The sequence below is a fragment of the uncultured Nostoc sp. genome, assembly GCF_937863485.1.
GTDB lineage: Bacteria > Cyanobacteriota > Cyanobacteriia > Cyanobacteriales > Nostocaceae > Nostoc.
The window spans coordinates 62,793-83,027 of record NZ_CALMFY010000165.1 but is presented as its reverse complement, the minus strand read 5'-3'; the positions used below and the strand labels follow the sequence as shown (position 1 = coordinate 83,027).

Genomic DNA, 20,235 nt, shown 5'->3' with positions numbered 1-20,235 from the left:
CGCATTAACAAAGCAAGCCAACGCATTAACAAAGCAAGCCAACGCATTGGTATTGCAGAATATTGCTAAATTTAATTCGCTACGAATTAATGAAATGCTGTACTTAACGATTTAGCGATTTAAAATATCTCAAAAAAAGCATCATCTAATTCATAACCCAGCATTTGGGCCATAGACTTCAGCCGCGATAGGCTGGGGATGCCCTGTTGTTTGAGCCAATCACCTAAAATAAAGATTTTATGCATCAAAAATATTTCTAAGGCTTCAGGATTGTACTGAATGCCTTCTTGAGAACTGAACTGGTGTGGTACAAGCATGGCAGCATACCGAACAAACTCTCCAGCTTTCCAATCTAGTAAAAATGCTAACCAGGGGTATTTCGCATCTAGGCGCACAAACCACAGCCGCACCTCTGGAATTTCTGAGAGTTCCCGTGGATCGCCAGGTTCGAGATCGTATTTGATATCAAAACATAGCTGCTGTTCATGGGATGCTACCCCAGCTTGCAGCAGTTGTTCAATCACCGTTGACGCAGGCGACAGATCCAGATTGTTAATGAAGTCATTATTGAGTGCGATCGCGATTGTCATTGATTCAGCAGCCACTTTCTTGATGCTCAACTGTAGGATCGACAATCTACAGTAGCAGCTTTCAGGGATTGACGCTAGATTGACCTTTAATTGCACAAACCAAAGTTGGCAGTCTCAACGCTTTGGCTGTGCATAATTGCCTCGCTGGGGATGCTTCTCGATTTTGGCTTACCCTTACAAGACCTGGATACCAGTTGGTGTTTTGCTTCGATGTTCTAGGTAGCCTTCAAGACGAGCGACAGGAACCAAGCGCCCAACTAAACTGTTAGCACCTTGGGTGGTTTAGGAGATTTAGCTTTCAAAATCCGAATTGGGATGTATAGACGGGGAATTAGAAGAGGTAAAAACACTTTATGATCCGTGATGACAGCAGGTAAAATATTATGCTCTTGTGGAGGTCTAGATGAATGTATTAAAGCGTCGTATTGGTCTTGAGCAAGAATTTTTTCTGGTAGATGAGACTGGTTATCTGAGTGAGCGCGCCGATGAGTTTTTGGAAGCTTGTCACTTAATGGCGGAAACACAAGGTTTAAACCCAAAGTACTTTGTGCCAGAATTCGTCAAAAGCATGGTAGAAATTAACACACCTCCTGCCGACACTGGTACAGAACTAGCAAGAGTTTATCTCAAAAATCTCAAATTGGCGCTTTCTGTGGTGCAACAGATGGGTTTACGCCTTTACCCTCTGTCTAGCTACCCTTTGCACATTACACCAGTTATGCGCGATCAGCCTAATTACCATATCCAAGCGCGGACTGTCGGCTATGAGAAATTTTTACACGCCGGCAAATGTACAGGTACACACCTGCATTTGGAAGTCCCGCCTGGGGTAATTGACCCTGATGTTGCAGTATCCTACAACTCGACATCGAAAGAGCGAGAAGAACTACTAAATATCTATAATTTAGCTACAGCTTGCGACTCAGCACTCATTTCTCTGACGCGGGCGTGTCCCTTTTATGAAGGACAGGCGATCGGATTAGCCGCGCACACAACTCGTTATCGAGGTAGTGAAACCTTTGGCTGGGAAGGAGTTTACACTGATTTACAGCCAGTCGGCGGACTCATGCCTTATGCATTGAGTGTGGAGGGTTTAGTTGAACAGCAATTTGCTCGTTATTATACTTGGTTGCAAGCGATGGAAAAAGCTGGAATTGAACCGAACCTGTTCAAAGAAGCAGGAGTCAGCTTACTCAAGTCATCTTGGAATCCAGTTAGACTCAACAATCTTGGCACAGTGGAAATCAGATGTATAGATAGTAACTATCCTTCAGTAATTTTAGCTGTAATTACACTGCTTGAAAAGGCGGCTGATCGAGTCAGGCGTGAGAAATTAACAGTTAGACCAGCGAAAGAAATGCAGATATTTGAAGTAGTTGGCGATCGCCTATATGTACCAGATTTTGAATATCTATCAGGTGAATTGCTCTATACTTCAGCTACAGAGGGAGTTAAAAACCCCAAAGTTAAGGCTTATGTCGATTCAATTTTGCAGTTTGCGAGCGCTGCGGGTGGCGAAGGAGCAAATTTTCTGGCGAAATTGAGCAAACACCTCGATCACTATCAGACGATAGAAGCTGGAATATTGCAAGAGTTTACCCCAACAACTGCTCAACTTCCATTAGATGACGGTTTGCGTTTAGTGCGTGAATGTTGTGACAAGCTAGAGGCACAAGTTTCATGGATAGACACAGAAAATCCCTTAGCAGCGTTGGATGCTGATGAAGGATTGTTACTACAGCAGCATTAATCGAAACAGAGTGCAAAGTTTTTCATAAATACTTGAGGGTGTAAGAGGTAGTTGCCGTTACAACTACCTCTTACACCCTTACAATGATTATATTACAATAATTACTTATATTTAAATAGAAATTGCTACACCATCAACATAGTATGTGATTAGAATTAGCCTACTTGGAAAAGGCAACGCCTGTCCCAAGGTGGACATTTATAGCAATTTTAAGTTAAAGTTGTAATGAGTTTGTTTTAGATAAAGGTTTAACAAAGTAGCCGTCAACAACCAAAAAAATCATTATCGCCACCTGTTACTTCCGCAGCATCAAAAGCCAAAACACAAGTACAGGTAAAAAAGCGCTGTGCAATATGATTGCATATATTAAATAACCAATAAACGTTGAAATGGGAAAATTCTCCTAACAGTTAAGAAGCTGTAATATGCAAAAACAAACAATTCCTACAAAACAAATTCGTTCTCTAGAAGATGCCCTTGAGCAGTGTCAAATCCTGGGTATGCGCGTTAGTCGTCAGCGTCGCTTTATTCTGGAATTACTTTGGCAAGCAAATGAACATCTTTCTGCTAGAGAGATTTACGATCGCTTGAACCAACAAGGCAAAGAAATCGGTCATACCTCTGTTTATCAAAATTTAGAAGCATTATCTAGTCAGAGCATCATTGAGTGTATTGAACGTTGTGATGGGCGTTTATACGGCAATATCAGTGACTCTCACAGTCATGTCAACTGTATAGATACAAATCAAATTCTTGATGTTCATGTGGAACTCCCAGAAGATTTTATCCGCAAAATTGAAGAACAAACAGGAGTACGGATTACTGACTACAGTATTAACTTTTTTGGCTACCGCAACCCGCAAGAAAGCTGATGAGAGTTAGGAAGTGGGAGACGCGAAAAATCTTTGTCTGTACAGGAGTTAGGAGTTAAAAGTCTAGATTTTAGCTTTCCTAGCTAATAAAACCTAATAACCATTAATCTCATCAATGGGGTTATTGCCAAAAACTGTCTCGTGATCATCGGCATGATCATCTAAATCTACTGGTAATAATTGTGCCTTCGCAGCTTTCAATTAGTTTGCTTGTAGGGAGTTTGTTCGTCTGCTCAAAATTGTTTTCTAAATCCTGAAATTTGAAATAAAACCCTGGTAAAGTATTATAGCGGTGGTCAATTGCATAGAATACACACCTAATAAGAACAGCCCATTAAGCGCTTATGATCGCACTTGCGGTAGAATCGCTAAGACTATTGTATAGTAAGCATTTCGCCTTTACTGATAAGTCTATAAGCTACCCAAGTTAAAAAAGAATTGAAGAAATCGCTTTTTTAACTTCATAGCAGTGAAACTTCTAGGAAACGCTGGAGAGTGGCAAAATATATACCAGATATGCTTATGTGAGTCAGAGCAGTGTGAGTCTTTACTGAGGTGCTCCAGATGGGATACTACTTTTTATTAATCGAACTTGACTTATATGGATGTAACCTTCTTGATGATGACCGCAAGTATAAGTATGATACCACTTTCCCTCAGGATAAATATCTATAGTCTTTACTGAGGTTATCCTACAAAGAACTCTACTATTGGTATTGGGTTTCACCCTGACATTTGATGGTGGGTCGAAAACAACACCCTTTGCAAATTTTTGGGCGTTAGCTAAAGGTGTTTTGAGAAACAAGGACATGGCACTTATTAAAGTAATACTAGTACCAGAAAATACTATGTTTTGAATTTTTTTCTTCATATGTTTACCAATTTTTTAAGGTGATTGACAGCGCATTTTATCTCTAACTTGAGAAACAATCTAGAACTTACACATTAACAAAGATTTACCTTGAAGCTAAATTAGTGCCCTGGCGGTGAATTGTTTATTGAGTTTCAGCATTATTTTAGCTTTTACAAATAACTTGTTTACGTTGTTTAACTATCAATACTTTATGTGTTAACAATCAGAAATCTGGAATGCTGATACCAAGCTTTACATCATTAATTATACTATTGATTTACTGACTTAAGCACTGCAACTACCGCCCAACACAGTGGCTCCTCCTTTTAGGAGAAAGGAATGGAAGTGAGATCAGAGTGTATTGCATCCAAACAAGCGAGCGCTATAGATTCCTCAGCCAAATTAATTTTATCACTTGCGAGTGCAAGATTTTGAGAGCGTAATCTTGCATCTGCTCAAGTAGATGTTGGGGATGATGACCAGCGAGTAAATTAGCGATCGCACTTTTGGAGTCCGGTGGATATGAGCCGATCCTGAGCGCAGTAGCATCGTCTTGATCCCACCAATTAGCAAATAGCCCAACAACCATCGACTCAGGCGATGATAAATTTCCCATAACAGATAAGACTTTTAAGTATTAGCAGCTAACTGCAATAGTTCATCATCTTGCAGTCCGTCGCAGTACAAAATGCTCAACAAATGCAGCATTAGGGGTTAATGGACAAGGGCAGATAATTCTTTTAACTTCGATTGGCTGGCAAATAAGCCTGTGTATTTTCAGAATGTAAAGAAATTTTGAGCGATCGCCGCGCTGAAAATCCTCTGATTTGATTGATTGCGATATAGGGTTCTGTCAACCAGTGCCAAATACTCAGGTTCATTTAATTACACAGTGACGGCTACCTATGCCAACTATGATCGATTTATCAGTTTGCGAAAACAGGTAACAATCGGGAAGACAAAGTTTTGTATCAAAGCTGTTTTCTGATTGGTAAAAAACAGTGCTTGGGTAATTGAGTAGAGTATGAGCGATCGCCCTCTAAAATTATTGTTAATCGACCAAGACCCAATTTTTCGTCTGGGATTACGGGTAGCTCTGGAAGCAATTACTAACCTGCAAGTTACAGGAGTGGTAGAAACTGATACTGCTGCCTTGCAAATTTTAGCAGAAATTGCCCAACAGAACCCTAACCAGGTAAATTTGGTGGTTTTAGAATTCGGTAATGGTCGCTCCATCACCAGTCAGCAGCTAGGTTTACAATTCTGTCGGCAACTCAGAGCCTTATATCCCAACCTGCCAATTTTACTCCTCAGTTCTGTTCAAGAACAAGGACTACTCTTAGCTGCGAAATCTGTTGGTATTAATGGCTACTGCCCCAAAGGCACACCACTTCCTGAGTTAGTCGCCGCCATGCAAGAAGTTGCAGATGGTGGTTCCTATTGGTTTCAGGACACGGAAGCAATAATCATTCCTAATTCCTCACTCCCCATTGCCCCTAATCCCCAGAGGGGGCCGCGAGTTCCCCACTCCCCACTTCCCTTTTTTAGACTGCGAAATAATTTACGTTTGTCAGGAATTGCTTACATTGACGCTACCCTAGCCGCAGTAACAGCACAATTACAAGTTCCCGGACTACCAGTACTAGATCGAGCAATTCTGGCTGGACAGCGGCGAGAACTGCTAGCGGCTCGTTGGTTAATAAATCGGTTGTTGGTTTCATCACAAGAAAGGCAAGAGGAAGGTATCCCCGTTGCTGATCAGCCGCCTCTGGTTCCTTCATTGAGTAGTGCCATTCAACAAAGACAAACTGTGTCACCTTTACTTAGTCCGGGAACACTACAATCTGAGTTGTTTGCATCTTGCGTTACCAAACTTCAATTTTCTTTACGAAATATCACAGATATCCCTTTAGAAATTGACATCTTTCGTGAAGAGAAAAAACGGGAATTACTTTATCTTATCCTGCAAAAATTGGCTGAACAGTTGGATGAACTGCGTACTTCTCAAATAGAGATAAATCAATTATATGAGGTAAAATTTATCCTATTACGTGATTTATGGCAAGTAGCAATTACAGATTTTTTTGGAAAATTTTCTCGAATAAAATTAGGAAATCAAAATATAGAAATTGTTAATTTTTTGCTCCAAAACACAGAGGTTGTGCAAAGAGATATTCTCAATAGAATTCCCCTATATTGTGAGTTTTATTCTTATCTGCTATTTCAAACAGAATTAAACATTGATAATACTTCTTATCCAGTAGTGAGCGCTGAAGCCAAGTCCCAAGCATTAATGATTTTAGAGAACTTGTTGATTCAGGTAGCGAATGGAGTAGTGCAACCACTACTAAACTCTTTAGCAGATGTAGAAGCGATTAAAAAAAATTTTTATGGACGCCAATTAATTTCCACACGAGAGATTGAACGATTTAGAAATGATTTATCGTGGAAATATCGTTTAGCTAATTATATAAATGAGCCAAAAGCAGTTTTTGAAAGTCGATATGAGCTATTTGTAATTACGTCTCGCGGCATTGCCAATACTTCAGTTTATGCTCCTCGAAATCAGGAGTTAGGAAAACTTTCTAATATTCCTTTAGTAGTAACGTTACTTTTAGAATTTAGTGATGCGATCGCACCGCGTTTAAAATCACTAATAGCTTTTTTAGGTAGTGGTATAGTCTTCATCCTCACCCAAGTAATTGGTCAGGGTTTAGGTTTAATCGGTCGTGGTATTCTTCAAGGTATTGGTAGTGTTTCGTTAGTAGAAAAGAACTTTAAACGAAATAGCGATCGGTCTAAATGAAGAAGCAGGGGAAGAAGTACTATTGATAATTGACCAATGCCCTATGACAAATGGCAAATGACTAACAATGATTTTATCGGGCTAGCAATTTCTTATGTTTACGCGATTAGTCTGCTTGTGATTGGCGAGGGACTGCGTAGGCTGTTTGCTGTGAAGCCGGATTTGACTCGCAAAGTGATCCATATTGGTGCAGGGATGTGGGTCTTTGGCGTCCTGCTGCTGTTTAAGCATTGGGAAATCGGAATTATACCTTTTGCTACCTTTATCGGACTTAACTACCTGTTTTACCGCTACCGAATCATCGGCGCAATGGATACCCAGGATAGCTCACCCGGCACAGTTTATTTCGCTATCTCAGTGACACTGCTTTTCGGGCTACTGTGGCGACCAGACGGGCCAGTAGATAGCGCCCCAATCGCTGTAGCCGGGATAATGGCGATGACCTGGGGGGATGCACTAGCAGCATTAATCGGTAAGCGCTTCGGACAGCATAAATACCAAGTGGGAAATTCTGTGCGTTCCTGGGAAGGTTCGGCAGCAATGTTTGTAGCGAGTACAGTGGTCATTTTCTTAGTGCTGTTGCTGCTACCTGGTTCGTCACTGAGTCCCCTAGCAAAACCTTTTAGTTTGGCATGGGTCTTGTTGACCGCAATAATAACTGCTACTTTCGCCACCCTAGCAGAGGCAGTCTCACCCCACGGTACAGATAACCTCAGTGTGCCTCTGGTAGCTGCGGGGATAGTGTGGGTAGTGATGCAGGGATTTTAATGCACTCACAATTACCTCGTTCCCAGTCTCCAGCTGGAATTTCAGTCACTAATAATACTAATAATATACATATAACTACACTAGCCATTGACACCACCTCACAGTTAGCCCCCAGAGATGGTGTCATTGCTATTACCATCAGCGATCGCGTCATCACCTGGAGTGCCAGAAATAGTATCGTTTTGGTTAGTAACAGTGATGTATAGCACCAACTGCGATCGCAACCCTACCAGTAGATGTGGAATGGGGCGAATTGGATTATTTATTAATAGATTTACCTCCCGGTAGAGGTAATGCTCAAATAACAATTATCCAAGAAAACCCAGTTTGTGGAGTTGTTCTAACGACAACTCCCACCCCACTTACAAATTCCAATTGCGGCGAAAATGGAAGAAGCTTTCTAAAAACTCTTGCAAAGCAATATTGCTATTTAACCTCTGCTTACTCCACTCTCTTGCAGTTTGTTCCAGAATTTCTGAGAAGCTGGGATAGACAGGGGATAGATTTGCTAAATCTTTGACTTTAATTTTTTGGGACATTGCCAAAGCAATCAAATTAATCAACTCTCCAGCTTCTGTCCCCAATATCGAAGCTCCCAAAATTTCACCGTTGCGTAGCACAATTAATTTATACATACCAGTGGTTTCGTCCCTAAGTTGGGCTGCTGCCACTGTTTTAAAATATTGTCGCAAAACTAAAATTTCATCTCGACCAAATTGGCGTTTTGCCTGCACCTCTGTCAAACCCACTTGCGCCACCATCGGTACAGAAAACATTGCCCAAGGAATGGAGTGATAATTTACTTTTAACCTGGGGAAAAAGAGTGCATTGTTCAGGGCAATTTTTGCTTCATAATTAGCGATATTGGCAAAGTCGTAACCACCAATTACATCACCACAGGCGTAAATGCGGTGGTTAGTAGTTTGCAGTTTATTATTCACTACTAAGCTACGCCGATGCCATTTCACGCCTACCGTTGCCAAATTTAGGGATTCAAAATTCGGCTGTTGTCCAGTCGCCACTAGAATTTCATCAGTTTCAATGGCTTTATCTCCTGCTTGAATCCACTTTTTATCCTCAATTAGCCTCACCTGAGTTACTGGTTTATCAGTGAGGACGCACACACCTTCAACTTCCAATTGTGCCTGAAGTAGTATGGCTATCTCAGGGTCAAGATGGGGTAGAACATAGGGATGCTTGACTACCAGCGTCACACTGCAACCAAACCGGGCTAAAGTTTGAGCGATTTCAATGCTTTGGGGAATCCCGCCAATAATTACCCAATTTTTGGGTAATATCGCTCCCTTTAAGGATTGCCAAATATTAAATAGGGTAAAGTAGCCAGTGGCTTGCAATCCTTCAATCTCTGGAATTTCTGGACGCGAACCACTGGCCAGCAAATAGGTACGGGCGCGTAGTAGGCGATTGTTAACAGCAAAAGCGAGTTGGGGTGAAGATTGAAATTGACCACTACCAACGATGACATCTACCCCCAGCGCGGCTAGGATGCCTGGAGAATGCTGTTCTTTGAGGTTTGAGGCGATGCATTGAGCATACAGCATCGCCTCTTGCCATGCCATAGATATGTGGCATTCTTCTGAGGTATCAGTGTGTGTGGTATGAATACCAAAACTAGCGGCATCATTCAACTTCTGCGCCAGTTTACCGATTTCGGTAAGAGCATGGTGATCAGTAAACCCGTAGTCTACTTTGGGTTCCACCAGGGCAACTGTAGCACGTAGTTGGGTGGCAGCAAGGGCAGCGTAGTATCCAGCAAGACTACCACCAATAATTACAACATCATAGTCAACGGTCACGCGAATTTAAAGTTAGGAGTTAGGAATTAGGAGTTAGGAGTAGAGACGCGATTAATCGCGTCTGTACAGGAGTTAGAAGTTAGGAGTTAAAACCCTTTTTACAGGGCTTCTGGATTGAGTTTAATATAGACCTAACGAAAACAGCCCCTTCCCTGCAAGAAAAGGGGAGTAAGATTCAAAGCCTTTCTCGTTTTAGGAGAGAGGAATGGAAGTGAAATCAGAGTATATTGCATACAAACGATCGCTTGCTATAAACTCATAACTCATAACTTATAACTTATAACTCCTAACTCTCTTTTAACGCTGTTAGTAAGCGTTGGTTATCGAACTCTTGACGTACAGCAACCCGGAAAAAGCGATCGCCTAGTTCTTTAAAACTAAGGCAATCGCGAATTAAAATCTGGTGATGCTGGAGTAATTGTTGCTGTAAGTGCGAAGTAGACTGTTGGGACTCAACTAGTAAAAAGTTAGCAGCACTTGCTTGGGGTTGCAATCCTGGTGTTTCAGCTAAACCCTGAAAGAGTTGGTTTCGTGCAGGTGATAGCCATGCCCAGGTTTGCTGTTGAAACTCCGTATCCTGGAGGGCTGCAATTGCTGCCGCTGCCGCTAGCGTATTTACGGGCCAGGGGTCACGCCATAGCTGCCATTTAGCCAGCCAGTCGGGGTGTGCGATCGCATATCCCAATCGCAGTCCTGGGAGACTGTAAAATTTGGTCAGCGATCGCAATACTACTAAATTTGCATATTCCTGCACCACCGGAATTAGGCTTTGTTCCTCATTGGGCGGCACAAAATCCATAAATGCTTCATCCACCACAACCAAAGCAAATTGCTCCAGGTAGGGCAAAATAGAGTCCCGCGAAAATAGTTTTCCGGTTGGGTTGTGGGGGTTGTTTAGCAGTAAGGCGCAGTCAGTAGAACCAAGTCCTGAGTGCTGAGTCTTGAGTAGAGCTTTTAACTCAGCAACACCAGTTGCTACAACTTTAGGAAAGTTAGCAACGCACTGGCTTTTCAGGACTGGTTGTTCAGAACTAATCAGCGGACACTCCAGCACTTTAGCGTTATATGCCCTCAGGGTTCGGTAATAGTCGCCAAAGGCTGGAGTGATTAAAATTGTCGCGGCTAATTGAGCTAATTCCCTACCTACTAAAGTGAGTAATTCTGCGGAGCCGTTACCCGGCAGAATCCACTCAGGTGGCAATTGATGGAAGTGACTGAGAGCTAGTCTCAGTTCACTATAGTTTGGGTCTGGATAGTGCTTAAGATTACCAATTTGGGACAGGATAGCAGCGATCGCGCTGTTTGGAGGCCCCAACGGGCTGATACTAGCAGAAAAATCCAGAATAGCGTTAGGGGGACAGCCAGCCAGTGCTGCTGCCCAGGCTAAATTTCCCCCGTGTGCAGGTTGCCGCATTAAAAAAGGGTTCCAGAAGATAGAACCTATGATTTTGGGGGTGCTACCTTTTCTCTAAACAGTTTTCCTGCCGAGAAAGCAGGAACCCTCGTCGCTGGAATTTCCATTTTTTCATTTGTTTTCGGGTTGCGACCTTCGCGGGCTTTACGTTCCCGTGATTCAAATGAGCCAAATCCTACCAGCGTTACCTTATCACCAGAGGAAACTGCTTCAATAATCGTTTCCAAAGCGGCAGTTAAGACTGCATCCGCTTGTTTCTTAGTAACACTAGCCTTTTCAGCTACGGCATCAACTAATTCACCTTTGTTCATGTCAAACTCCTGAAGGTTTACTTGAGATTCTTTACAGATGCACCCTGGTGCATCTGTACTAAAATCTTTGTTCGTAGAAATACAAAAATCATCCTTTGGGAGTATTTTTACTCAAAATGGCTGTACATCCCATCGGCTCGACTTTTCAATGAATCATTCTAAGGTGTTGTAGCCTGATGTGGATAGATGAAAGCATTAATTTATATAGATTTCAGGATGTTTTGTCATTTTAGGGTACTTGTTTCACTAAAAACCACCCAAAAACTAGGAATAAATACTTATAAAAACTGCGATCGCTAAGGGAACAGGGGAGTGAGAATGTGGGAGATGGTTAGTATTTGTTGAGATTAATTAAGGATTTGAAGAGTTATTGAAAATCGAAGCCTCAGATCCCGGACTTGTTTAAGAAGTTGGGGATCTTGTTAACTTTTCACCTGATCTGGAAAAATCAAAGCCTGTCCCTGTCCTGACTTTAATCCCTCTCCTTAGTAAGGAGAGGGACAGGTTTTGTGTAGCATAACCTTTCTTGAGGTTTTCTTGAGCTATTCGATAAACCATAAATTACGTCCAGAGAGACTTGTGTGTATACAGTAGGTATTACTAGAGGAGAGGTTTGGCGATAATTATGGTCAATTTGCTGGACATGGTTTTATTTTTCCCTAGCAGAAATTTTCTGTTGCATCCAAGCCCGAAAAGCACGGGTAGTAGCAATTTCCCCATTCTTCTTCGCTTCTTGCATAAACTGAGGAATCTCCTTGACCGACACAGGCGCAAAAGTAGGGCTGGTTTCGACTTCTCAGTATTGCCCACCTGCAAGTGTGTAGACTCGCAACACACTGCTGTCATAACGCCAAAATTCCGGGACTCCCATCGCAGCATAAACCTTAAGCTTGTCTATTGCAGACCTGGAATATTCCACTTCCAGCACAAGGTCAGGGGGCGGATCGGTGGCGAGGTTAATATTTTCTTTATTCCGAACTAACGCTTCATTTTGGATGTAGTAGCTACTATCTGGTTCGGCTCCCCGCTGCAAATCATCCCGCGTTAAAGTTAGCGAACCAGCGCGTTTAATTTCCGAACCCAACTGTTCGCACAAGACACCAACAAAACCTTCAATTACACGGTTTGAGTTTTCGTGCGGCATCAGTGGGATTATAATTTCTACGGTTCCATTGTGATAAGCGAGTCGGGAATTACGCTCTGAACCTATTTCAGCCAGCATGGTTTTAAAAGTTTGCCAGCTAATGTTTTGGAGTAAAACCCTATTTTCTGTGGGTATTGTTATCGCCACCATAGTTCAGTTCTCCGCAACAAACCTTTTTCCAGTACTGTACCCCTTAATATTACAGTTAAGGCTGAACGTGAATCGAGCCAAGGCAAGGAAGCGGTATGACCGAAACGACTACTAGGGAGGATAAATTATGACTCAAGCCATACCCAAACTAGTAACTTTTGAAGATTTTGCAGCGTGGCGGCCCGAGGGTGGAAGGTACGAATTACATGATGGCGTGATTGTTGAAATGGCACAACCAGTCGGAGACCATGAAGATGTTGTTGGTTTTGTAGCAAGAAAACTAACAGTAGAATTTGACCGATTAAATTTACCTTATGTAATCCCCAAAACTGCGCTGGTAAAACCAACTAAGTCGGAATCTGGCTACTCCCCAGATGTGCTATTACTCAATCGCCCTAATTTGATAAATGAGCCGCTATGGAAAAAAGAATCAACTGTAAGCCTTGCAGCATCAATTCCCTTGGTAGTTGAGGTAGTGAGTCAGTGCGTTGCGCGGGTTCCCCGCGTTGAAGCAACTGACGAACCCGTAAGGGTTAGTACCAACTGGGATGATGACTACTACACAAAACAGGGTAAGTATGAGGGTATTGGAATTCCTGAATACTGGGTTGTAGATTATCTCGGTCTAGGCGCTAAAAAGTTCACTGGCAACCCCAAACAGCCTACTATATCTATTTATCAATTAATCGATGGTGAATACCAAGTTACTCAATTTAGAGGCAACAATCGTATCGTCTCGCCTACTTTCCCGGAATTGAATTTAACAGCCGAACAGATTTTTCAAGCTGGAGGTCTACCAACGTAGCCACAACCCCATTTGCTGTTTTATAAGTATGTGATAACTTAGAATGACATTTAAATTTAATCCGACTCGTGAACAACAAGATCCCCGACTTCTTAAAGAAGTCGGGGATCTGAGTTTTTGCCAGAGGTAACTCACCTGCTCATTATCTTTATTACCTCGCCGGAACTTTCAACCCCCGACGCTCAAGGATTTGCCGCACTTCTGGGCTGGGGGTGTAGTTATAGCCGTAGGAGGAGTTATCAGAGTCATCCATAATCTGAGGTGTGAGTAACACAATCACCTCATTGCGCTGATTATTTCTGTTTGTACTTCTAAACAGCGCACCAATCAACGGAAGATCACCCAAAATAGGAATCTTGGAAACAGTTGTCCTGTCTGCATCTTGAATGATGCCACTCAGGATTAGTGTCTGACCATCTCGTAAGCGAATTAAGCCAGAAGTAAGGGAGCGCTGAGCCACTAAAGTAATAGTTCCATTTCCTGTATCTTGTGAGCCTGAAGGAGCGCTGACAGTAGGAGCAACCGATAGAGAAACGAAACCATTATCGTCAATGCGCTCAATTTTCACATTCAAGGTTAAGCCAACGTTTTGTTTAACAATATTTCTTTCTGTCCTAGAACCACCAGAAGTATCCGTTGTTTGGAGGGTTATATTTCCCACTACTTCTTGAGTCAGGTTGATAAGAGCCTGCTGACCTTCTTGCACAATCAAGGTTGGGTCAGTCAAAATCTTGGCATTGCCATTTGTGACTTGAGCTTGCAAGCTAGTGAGAAGAGACTTGGTGAACCTGTATGGAGAAGTGAAATTAGATGTTGGATTCTGAATCGTTGGTGGACCTAGACCTCCAGGAGTTAGTGCATTAGGAGCATTTGGAACGCTACTTCTTACTTCAGAACTAGTAGGTGTTCTGGAACCGCCAAAATTTAGAGTTGCTGCACCACCATCATTTGAAAAGAAGCTGTTGCCAAGCCCAAAAGAAAAGCTAGTGTTGTAGTCCTGGGTGTTCAAGAGATTAACATCGACAATCTTGACGTTGACTACCACTTGACGACGGCGGATATCAAGCTGAGTTAGTTGAGCCATAGCCATCTCAACTAGCCGGGGAGCGCCAATTAAGGTAATGGCATTGGTGCGCTCATCTCCTAATGCCTGTAAACCTCTCAGTAATGGGTTAGAGTCTGTAAAATTAACACGTTGAGTTTCAACTCTGGTTTCTGTAGTTGTCTGAGTTTGGGTGATAGGCGCAACTCCAGTACCCACGGGTACGGCATTAACGCTGGTAACTTGTCGTTCGCGGCTGACAGCACTTTCTGCACCCAAGCCGACTAAAAAGTTCAGGGCGACTCCCACTGATACCTGATTGAGTCGCAGGCTACGCATAACCATGTCACGGGTGGAATTAGGTAGTTTAGGCCCAACAAAAACTGTACGATTACTGCGGTTAGCTTCCAAACCACTCAAGCGCAAGACGTAGTTAAATACATCTTGCACTGGCTCGTTTTCTATATCCAGGGAGATTGTTTGAGAAGTTGCTTGACCTCCAGCACCAGCAGCTTGCTCACCTCCAACATAAGCCAGGTTCAAATTAGCCGCACGGGCAAGCAATGACAAAACCTCACGCACCGGCGCATCTCGCAGTACCAGGCGGGGTACACGTTCCTGAGTTCCTAAGTCAATGGCGCTAGGAGAAGCATCAGTATTGGAGATGGCAATATCTCCCACAGGTGGGGCAACGGCTCTCGGTAAGAAAGGTGGAGCCTGACTTACAGGTTGACCTGGACCAGCAGCTTGTGCAGGTTTTCCGTCAATGGTGATTTCCGGGTTGGGAACCAGAACACTTGGCTTTTGACCCGGTTGGGCTGGAGTAGTAACAGGCGGTGCTGTGGATGTTGGCACTGTTGGCGTTGGTGTTGATGCTATAGTGCCTGCGGATGGGCTAAACCTGAGTGTAATTCCATTTGGCGATCGCACCACCGGTTGACTGCTAGGTACGTTGTTGCTGCCAGTTACCGTCACCCGGATGCTATTGGCATCAAGCTGACTAACCTCCACAGAGGCGATTCCTGGTGCTGGGCTATCTTGACGAAAACTATTGCCTTGTGGTAATCGTAATTGAGTATTGATAACATCTGCGACTAAAGTCTTACCTCTTTTTGTCGTGAAAACTTGGGGGCGTGACCCTGAAGAAGTTTTCAAAGCAACGCTAATTCCACCATTAACTGGATTTAACTGTACATTAGTAACTTGACTAATTTGTGCCCAAACTGGTTGAGCTGCCAAAAATACAAAAGCGGCAGTACCTAATATAAAACTATTACCGTGAAGCTGTTTCACAGTTCATTCCTCACTTAATAAAACCTTGTTTACAAACAATTTTGAATAGTTAGGAGTGAATAGTCAGGAATGATAACTCATAATTCCTAACTCCTGTACAGACAAAGATTTTTCGCGTTTCCTAACTCCTGTACAGACAAAGATTTTTCGCGTCTCCTAACTCATAACTACTTTTTCGGGGCAGTTTTAGCAGCGGCTGCGGCTGCGGCTGCTATTTCTTCTGGACTAAGTGGCATCAATATCTGTAACTGGAATGATGTATTAATCGCTGCTGGACCTACCTGCACAGGCGTTTTATCTAATGGGGATCTTGACTCTGCTGGAGCCAAAGTTGCTTGATAATCTTTAATTATTAACAAAGGCTGTAAACGCTCAATGTTACGGATTATTGATTGCGTTTGTTCATAAGTACCGGTAATTTCGGCATTGATGCTGCTACGTTGCAGCTTGCCGTCAACCAGTAGTCCTAGACTTCCATCGATAATCGGTTCTGGTTTTTGAGAAACTGGCACAAATTTCTTCAGTTTGGCTCTTACTGCATTTATAGAAGTTGGGGTATTGCCAGACTCAACTAAACGGTTCATATCCAACAGCAATGTATCCGAAGTTTTTTCGTTAGCAAATAAACCTAAAACTTGAACTTTTTGCTGTTTTGCCTGTGCTAGTTCGTCTTTAACTTTGTCAATCTGTTTGATATTGGCTTTTTTCTGGGCAACTTGCGCTTGCAGTTCTAAGCTTTTTGCTTGCTGCTGCTGATAGCTTTCCCAAGCTGGCATCAGCAGGTTTAACAATATGTAAGCTGCTCCCGCTAAACCAATTACCCCTACCAAGATCCCAATGATTTTTGGTGTGAAGGCAATGCCAAATACCACAGGGTAGGCTGGCGTTGCAGAATCAAATTCCCCACCATGTTCGGCAAAATTTAAATCATCACTCAGCGTCATTTTGAAATGACTCCTGTTTGTTGCATACTACGAATTCGAGTCACTAACCCCACTGTGCCTTTTTTTTCTAACTCCCGGATTAATTCCGAAGCTGGAACATCGTTCATGCTCGATTGAATAGTGTATTTCACTAGTTGGGGCGGCTTAATTATTACACTACTAATAGGTTGACCCACACCTGGTGTTAAGGGAGCATCTACTAACGTTGCCGTCAGAATTCTGCTTTCTGTGGACTTCAAGAACTGAGACTGTTGTAAAGTCAATAAGAAATCATTGACATCGTTAAAAGAACGAGCCAATCCAGTAATTTCTAATCCCCCGGCGGGATTGTTTGCTGGCTGACCTACCGCTGCCGCAATTGGTGGGATTTGCTTGATATTCTCGATTTGCACTGCCGCTGGGGTGCGATCGCGCAAATCTTGCAGCATTGCTGACCAAGGTCGAATTTGGTCAAATACAGTGACCAAAGCTTGGGTTTCCCCTTTTATTGCATTCGTCTCGGCTTTGATTTTGTTAATATTTCCTATTTCTGTATCTAATCTCTTGCTTTCTTGGTCAAGTTGTGCAATCTGACCATCTAATTCAACAATCTTCCCTTGCAAAAACCACCAACTAACTCCCAATAAAGCTGGAAGACCTACACCCACTGCAACTCCCACATATACTGGTGTTAAATTCCCCGTAGGCAGGTTTAGGGATATACCTCCCTTTCTCTTAGGCTTTTCCTGGTATGCTGGGCGGTCTTTAAGAAAGTTAACATCCAAACTGTACATTTTCTCACACCAACTAGGAATAAATATTATGGTTTGAGAATTCTCAAACAGCGTCACTGTCAAAACAGACAATCCCTTCGGCTTGGTGCAGTCGCTCATGAGGAGCCACTGCGGTGGACGGGTTAAGAGGCATAAAGGAGGCAGTGCGCCCTTCTCACATTGGGAGAGGCTAGCGCCCGGCGTAGGATGCCCGTTCGCCGCAAGGTGTCCCGGCAAGGGTTGGGCTGTAGGGAGAGGACTGCGCTGCTTCACCAAAATTTAAAATCCAAAATCTAAAATTGGTATTACACCTCCCGCATTCCTAGACCAAGTACAATCGCCAAGCCAGAGCGTTGCACCTGTGGATATTTATCAGTGTCAACTTCCAAGGACAAAGCCCCGATTGGATCTATTTGGGTAGTTGGCAAGCTCAATCGTTGGGTAAAGAATTCATCTAGCTGTTGGAGTCCACCTCCTGGGCCAGCTAATAAAATCTGCGCTACCTCCAAATTTTCACTTTGATTGAGGTAAAAATCGATGGAACGGCGCAGTTCATCCGTTAGTTCTCCCAATACTCTCAATATGGCTGCCATCCCAGGATCGAGTTCGGTAACGCCGGTTTTCCCGCCGTCTATGGGAGTTGGGGGAATAATCATTCCGTGTAAGAGTTCCATATCTCGTGATGTGGGTAAGCTCATTGTCCTTGCTAAGGCAGTTTGCATTTGATAAGTCCCAATTGGGACTGTGCGCGAAAATTGCGGCACTCCATTAATGATGATGGCGATTTCTGTACTATCGAACTCTATATCAACTAGTACTGCTGCTTCTTGCGGCCCAAATTGTCGCAGTTGATCGCGAATAGTCCGAATCAGAGCAAAACTGTTAATTTCTAAAACATCGATTTGTAATCCTGCCTGCTCGAATGTATTTATATAGGTATCCGTTATCTCCTTGCGGGTGGCAACTAGGAGTACATGTACTTTTTCAATGCCATCTTCATCTACAAAATACCCAAGTTTCTGATAATCTACATCAGCCTCTTCACGAGGATAGGGTAAATACAAACCTGCTTCATGGTTCAGCACCATTTCTCGCAGTTCTTTGTCGTCTAACTCTGCTGGCACTGGTATAATCCGAACGATGGAATCTCGCCCCGGTACACCAGTGGCAACACGAGAAGTTTTGATTTTGCTCTCAGCTAGCCCCTGCTGGATTAATTGCGCCATTGCTGCGGGGTCGTTAATTTGACCATCGGTAACTATGCCTTCTGGAACTGCTACCGATGTAAAGGTTTCTAGTTTCAAGCCTTGACCCTGCTTGCGTAACTGAACTATATTTACCCGTTCGGGAGCAAGTTCAATGCCAACCCCTTTATTCGATTTGCCAAACAGACCACTGAAGCTTTTTACTACAAGTTCAATGCCGACCCCTTTATTCGATTTGCCAAACAGACTAGTGAAGCTTTTTACCACAGTTGTGCCCGCTGGACTGCTAAATTGAAAATTTAAATGATGCTAAAAAACTGACTTTGTGCTAGGTAATTTATTTAGCCGATGACCTCGACAATTCTGCCTAAGCTTTTCACACTGAGCAAGCGTAAAAATACTGGGAAAATGATTCAATTGCGAAAATTTAGACAACTTGTTGCTTTTGTACTGCTTGGCTTATTAACCAGTTGGATTGTAAGTTGCAGCACAGGTAATGTTGGTACAGGTACAAAACAAGCTAGTTCAGGAGCGGGAACTGTTGAGTTTTGGACGATGCAACTCCAACCTCAATTTACCGACTACTTCAAAAGCCTAATTGCGAGTTTTGAATCGCAAAATCCTGGTATAAAGATTAACTGGGTTGATGTACCTTGGGCGGCGATGGAGAACAAAATTTTAACTGCTGTCTCAGCAAAAACACCACCTGATGTAGTTAACCTCAATCCGGGTTTTGCTTCCCAACTTGCGGGACGAAATGCCTGGTTAGATTTAGATGCGAAAGTCTCAAACGATGTACGTTCCTCCTATCTACCAAATATCTGGAAAGCAAGCACGCTTAATGGCAAGAGTTTTGGGATTCCCTGGTATCTCACCACACGGTTAACCATTTATAACACCGATTTATTAAAACAGGCAGGTATCAATAAACCACCTGCAACCTACAGAGAATTGGCACAAGCAGCTCAACAAATTAAAGATAAGACTGGCAAATATGCCTTTTTTGTGACTTTTGTACCGCAAGATTCTGGTGAAGTGCTGGAATCTTTTGTGCAAATGGGAGTCACCCTAGTAGATGCTGAGGGGAAAGCAGCGTTTAATTCAGCACAAGGTAAAGCAGCGTTTCAGTATTGGGTAGACTTGTATAAAAAAGGGTTGCTTCCAAAAGAAGCTTTGACGCAAGGACATCGCCACGCGATCGATTTATACCAATCTGGAGAGACTGTGTTTCTTGCTTCTGGGCCAGAGTTTCTGAAAACGATCGCTAATAACGCCCCAAAAATTGCTCAAGATTCGGGAATAGCCCCTCAACTCACTGGTGACACAGGCAAGAAAAATGTCGCAGTGATGAACATAGTTATTCCCCGCGACACTAAACAACCAGATGGCGCTGTGAAGTTTGCTTTATTTATTACCAATGACGAAAATCAGTTAGCCTTTGCTAAAGCTGCAAATGTCCTACCTTCTACAGTCAAAGCATTGTCTGATAGTTACTTTAAAGATATTCCAGCTAATGCTTCAACAGTAGAAAAAGCGCGAGTTATTAGTGCTAAAGAACTACAACAAGCAGAAATATTAACCCCGACTTTGAAGGATTTCAACCTTTTACAAAAAGCAGTTTATGAAAACTTGCAAGCAGCAATGTTAGGTGAGAAGAGTGTGGATAAAGCTGTAGAAGATGCGGCACAACAGTGGAATCAAAGATAAATTTTGTAATTC

16 protein-coding genes and 3 pseudogenes are annotated in these 20,235 nt (G+C 42.9%); 8 read left to right on the top strand and 11 right to left on the bottom strand.

The features are described from left to right. Positions 1 to 119: 119 nt before the first annotated feature. Positions 120 to 590, bottom strand: a complete 471-nt coding sequence (locus tag Q0541_RS21840) for a CRR6 family NdhI maturation factor (RefSeq protein WP_298915287.1) — start codon at positions 588 to 590, stop codon at positions 120 to 122. A 403-nt stretch (positions 591 to 993) separates the two neighbouring features. On the opposite strand from Q0541_RS21840, the gene Q0541_RS21835 reads away from it, so the two are divergent. After that, entirely contained in the window at positions 994 to 2,340 is a 1,347-nt protein-coding gene (locus tag Q0541_RS21835) for a glutamate-cysteine ligase family protein (protein ID WP_298915229.1), read from the top strand. A gap of 425 nt (positions 2,341 to 2,765) precedes the next feature. After that, a complete protein-coding gene (locus tag Q0541_RS21830) occupies positions 2,766 to 3,212 on the top strand; it encodes a Fur family transcriptional regulator (RefSeq protein WP_298915227.1) in 447 nt (148 codons plus the stop codon). 1,268 nt (positions 3,213 to 4,480) lie between these two features. Here Q0541_RS21830 and Q0541_RS21825 read toward each other — a convergent pair. After that, positions 4,481 to 4,869: pseudogene (locus Q0541_RS21825) on the bottom strand (hypothetical protein); the annotation flags it as partial. Beyond that, on the bottom strand, positions 4,806 to 4,946 hold the full coding sequence (locus Q0541_RS21820; protein WP_298915290.1) for a hypothetical protein: 141 nt from the start codon (positions 4,944 to 4,946) through the stop codon (positions 4,806 to 4,808). The pseudogene Q0541_RS21825 and the gene Q0541_RS21820, both read right to left, overlap by 64 nt. A 143-nt stretch (positions 4,947 to 5,089) precedes the next feature. Between Q0541_RS21820 and Q0541_RS21815 the strand changes: the two genes are divergently transcribed. The 4 genes and pseudogenes from Q0541_RS21815 to Q0541_RS21800 form a co-directional block, all read left to right on the top strand. Further along, positions 5,090 to 6,871, top strand: coding sequence for a DUF3685 domain-containing protein (locus Q0541_RS21815; RefSeq protein WP_298915225.1), 1,782 nt, complete (start codon positions 5,090 to 5,092; stop codon positions 6,869 to 6,871). A 57-nt stretch (positions 6,872 to 6,928) separates the two neighbouring features. After that, positions 6,929 to 7,639 (top strand): phosphatidate cytidylyltransferase, encoded by a 711-nt coding sequence (locus Q0541_RS21810; RefSeq protein WP_298915223.1) that lies wholly within the window; start codon positions 6,929 to 6,931, stop codon positions 7,637 to 7,639. Then, positions 7,639 to 7,845 carry a hypothetical protein gene (locus tag Q0541_RS21805; protein WP_298915221.1) on the top strand — a complete coding sequence of 69 codons (207 nt, stop codon included), beginning with the start codon at positions 7,639 to 7,641 and terminating at the stop codon, positions 7,843 to 7,845. The genes Q0541_RS21810 and Q0541_RS21805 overlap by 1 nt, the downstream gene beginning before the upstream one ends. Before the next feature lie 21 nt (positions 7,846 to 7,866). Further along, positions 7,867 to 7,994 (top strand): annotated as a pseudogene (locus Q0541_RS21800) (P-loop NTPase); the annotation flags it as partial. Between the two features lie 7 nt (positions 7,995 to 8,001). On the opposite strand, the gene Q0541_RS21795 reads toward Q0541_RS21800, so the two are convergent. The 4 genes and pseudogenes from Q0541_RS21795 to Q0541_RS21780 form a co-directional block, all read right to left on the bottom strand. Then, positions 8,002 to 9,456 (bottom strand): NAD(P)/FAD-dependent oxidoreductase, encoded by a 1,455-nt coding sequence (locus Q0541_RS21795; protein ID WP_298915218.1) that lies wholly within the window; start codon positions 9,454 to 9,456, stop codon positions 8,002 to 8,004. Positions 9,457 to 9,742: 286 nt separating this feature from the next. Next, positions 9,743 to 10,870, bottom strand: coding sequence for a threonine-phosphate decarboxylase CobD (cobD, locus tag Q0541_RS21790; RefSeq protein WP_298915215.1), 1,128 nt, complete (start codon positions 10,868 to 10,870; stop codon positions 9,743 to 9,745). A 26-nt stretch (positions 10,871 to 10,896) separates the two neighbouring features. Beyond that, the gene (locus tag Q0541_RS21785) at positions 10,897 to 11,181 is read right to left on the bottom strand and encodes an HU family DNA-binding protein (protein WP_103137906.1); all 285 of its coding nucleotides are present in this window, start codon (positions 11,179 to 11,181) and stop codon (positions 10,897 to 10,899) included. A 649-nt stretch (positions 11,182 to 11,830) separates the two neighbouring features. Next, a pseudogene (locus Q0541_RS21780) lies at positions 11,831 to 12,475 on the bottom strand (Uma2 family endonuclease). Positions 12,476 to 12,602: 127 nt separating this feature from the next. Between Q0541_RS21780 and Q0541_RS21775 the strand changes: the two are divergent. Beyond that, the gene (locus Q0541_RS21775; RefSeq protein WP_298915204.1) at positions 12,603 to 13,280 is read left to right on the top strand and encodes a Uma2 family endonuclease; all 678 of its coding nucleotides are present in this window, start codon (positions 12,603 to 12,605) and stop codon (positions 13,278 to 13,280) included. A gap of 151 nt (positions 13,281 to 13,431) precedes the next feature. Here Q0541_RS21775 and Q0541_RS21770 read toward each other — a convergent pair whose 3' ends face one another. The 4 genes from Q0541_RS21770 to Q0541_RS21755 form a co-directional block, all read right to left on the bottom strand. Then, the gene (locus Q0541_RS21770; protein WP_298915201.1) at positions 13,432 to 15,615 is read right to left on the bottom strand and encodes a type IV pilus secretin family protein; all 2,184 of its coding nucleotides are present in this window, start codon (positions 15,613 to 15,615) and stop codon (positions 13,432 to 13,434) included. Between the two features lie 167 nt (positions 15,616 to 15,782). Beyond that, positions 15,783 to 16,559 (bottom strand): pilus assembly protein PilO, encoded by a 777-nt coding sequence (locus tag Q0541_RS21765; protein WP_298915197.1) that lies wholly within the window; start codon positions 16,557 to 16,559, stop codon positions 15,783 to 15,785. Next, complete coding sequence (locus Q0541_RS21760) at positions 16,556 to 17,332, bottom strand: PilN domain-containing protein (protein WP_298915284.1); 777 nt, start codon at positions 17,330 to 17,332, stop codon at positions 16,556 to 16,558. Before Q0541_RS21760 ends, Q0541_RS21765 begins: the two co-directional genes overlap by 4 nt. Before the next feature lie 284 nt (positions 17,333 to 17,616). After that, complete coding sequence (locus Q0541_RS21755; RefSeq protein WP_366941913.1) at positions 17,617 to 18,732, bottom strand: type IV pilus biogenesis protein PilM; 1,116 nt, start codon at positions 18,730 to 18,732, stop codon at positions 17,617 to 17,619. A gap of 192 nt (positions 18,733 to 18,924) precedes the next feature. On the opposite strand from Q0541_RS21755, the gene Q0541_RS21750 reads away from it, so the two are divergent. Then, positions 18,925 to 20,223, top strand: a complete 1,299-nt coding sequence (locus tag Q0541_RS21750; protein WP_298915194.1) for a sugar ABC transporter substrate-binding protein — start codon at positions 18,925 to 18,927, stop codon at positions 20,221 to 20,223. Positions 20,224 to 20,235 lie beyond the last annotated feature (12 nt).

Bases quoted from the DNA above. Each gene is read 5' to 3' on its own strand.
- Q0541_RS21840 (WP_298915287.1), bottom strand. From the start codon at position 590: ATGACAATCGCGATCGCACTCAATAATGACTTCATTAACAATCTGGAT.
- Q0541_RS21835 (WP_298915229.1), top strand. From the start codon at position 994: ATGAATGTATTAAAGCGTCGTATTGGTCTTGAGCAAGAATTTTTTCTG.
- Q0541_RS21830 (WP_298915227.1), top strand. From the start codon at position 2,766: ATGCAAAAACAAACAATTCCTACAAAACAAATTCGTTCTCTAGAAGAT.
- Q0541_RS21820 (WP_298915290.1), bottom strand. From the start codon at position 4,946: ATGAACCTGAGTATTTGGCACTGGTTGACAGAACCCTATATCGCAATC.
- Q0541_RS21815 (WP_298915225.1), top strand. From the start codon at position 5,090: ATGAGCGATCGCCCTCTAAAATTATTGTTAATCGACCAAGACCCAATT.
- Q0541_RS21810 (WP_298915223.1), top strand. From the start codon at position 6,929: ATGACTAACAATGATTTTATCGGGCTAGCAATTTCTTATGTTTACGCG.
- Q0541_RS21805 (WP_298915221.1), top strand. From the start codon at position 7,639: ATGCACTCACAATTACCTCGTTCCCAGTCTCCAGCTGGAATTTCAGTC.
- cobD (WP_298915215.1), bottom strand. From the start codon at position 10,870: ATGCGGCAACCTGCACACGGGGGAAATTTAGCCTGGGCAGCAGCACTG.
- Q0541_RS21785 (WP_103137906.1), bottom strand. From the start codon at position 11,181: ATGAACAAAGGTGAATTAGTTGATGCCGTAGCTGAAAAGGCTAGTGTT.
- Q0541_RS21775 (WP_298915204.1), top strand. From the start codon at position 12,603: ATGACTCAAGCCATACCCAAACTAGTAACTTTTGAAGATTTTGCAGCG.
- Q0541_RS21765 (WP_298915197.1), bottom strand. From the start codon at position 16,559: ATGACGCTGAGTGATGATTTAAATTTTGCCGAACATGGTGGGGAATTT.
- Q0541_RS21760 (WP_298915284.1), bottom strand. From the start codon at position 17,332: ATGTACAGTTTGGATGTTAACTTTCTTAAAGACCGCCCAGCATACCAG.
- Q0541_RS21750 (WP_298915194.1), top strand. From the start codon at position 18,925: ATGATTCAATTGCGAAAATTTAGACAACTTGTTGCTTTTGTACTGCTT.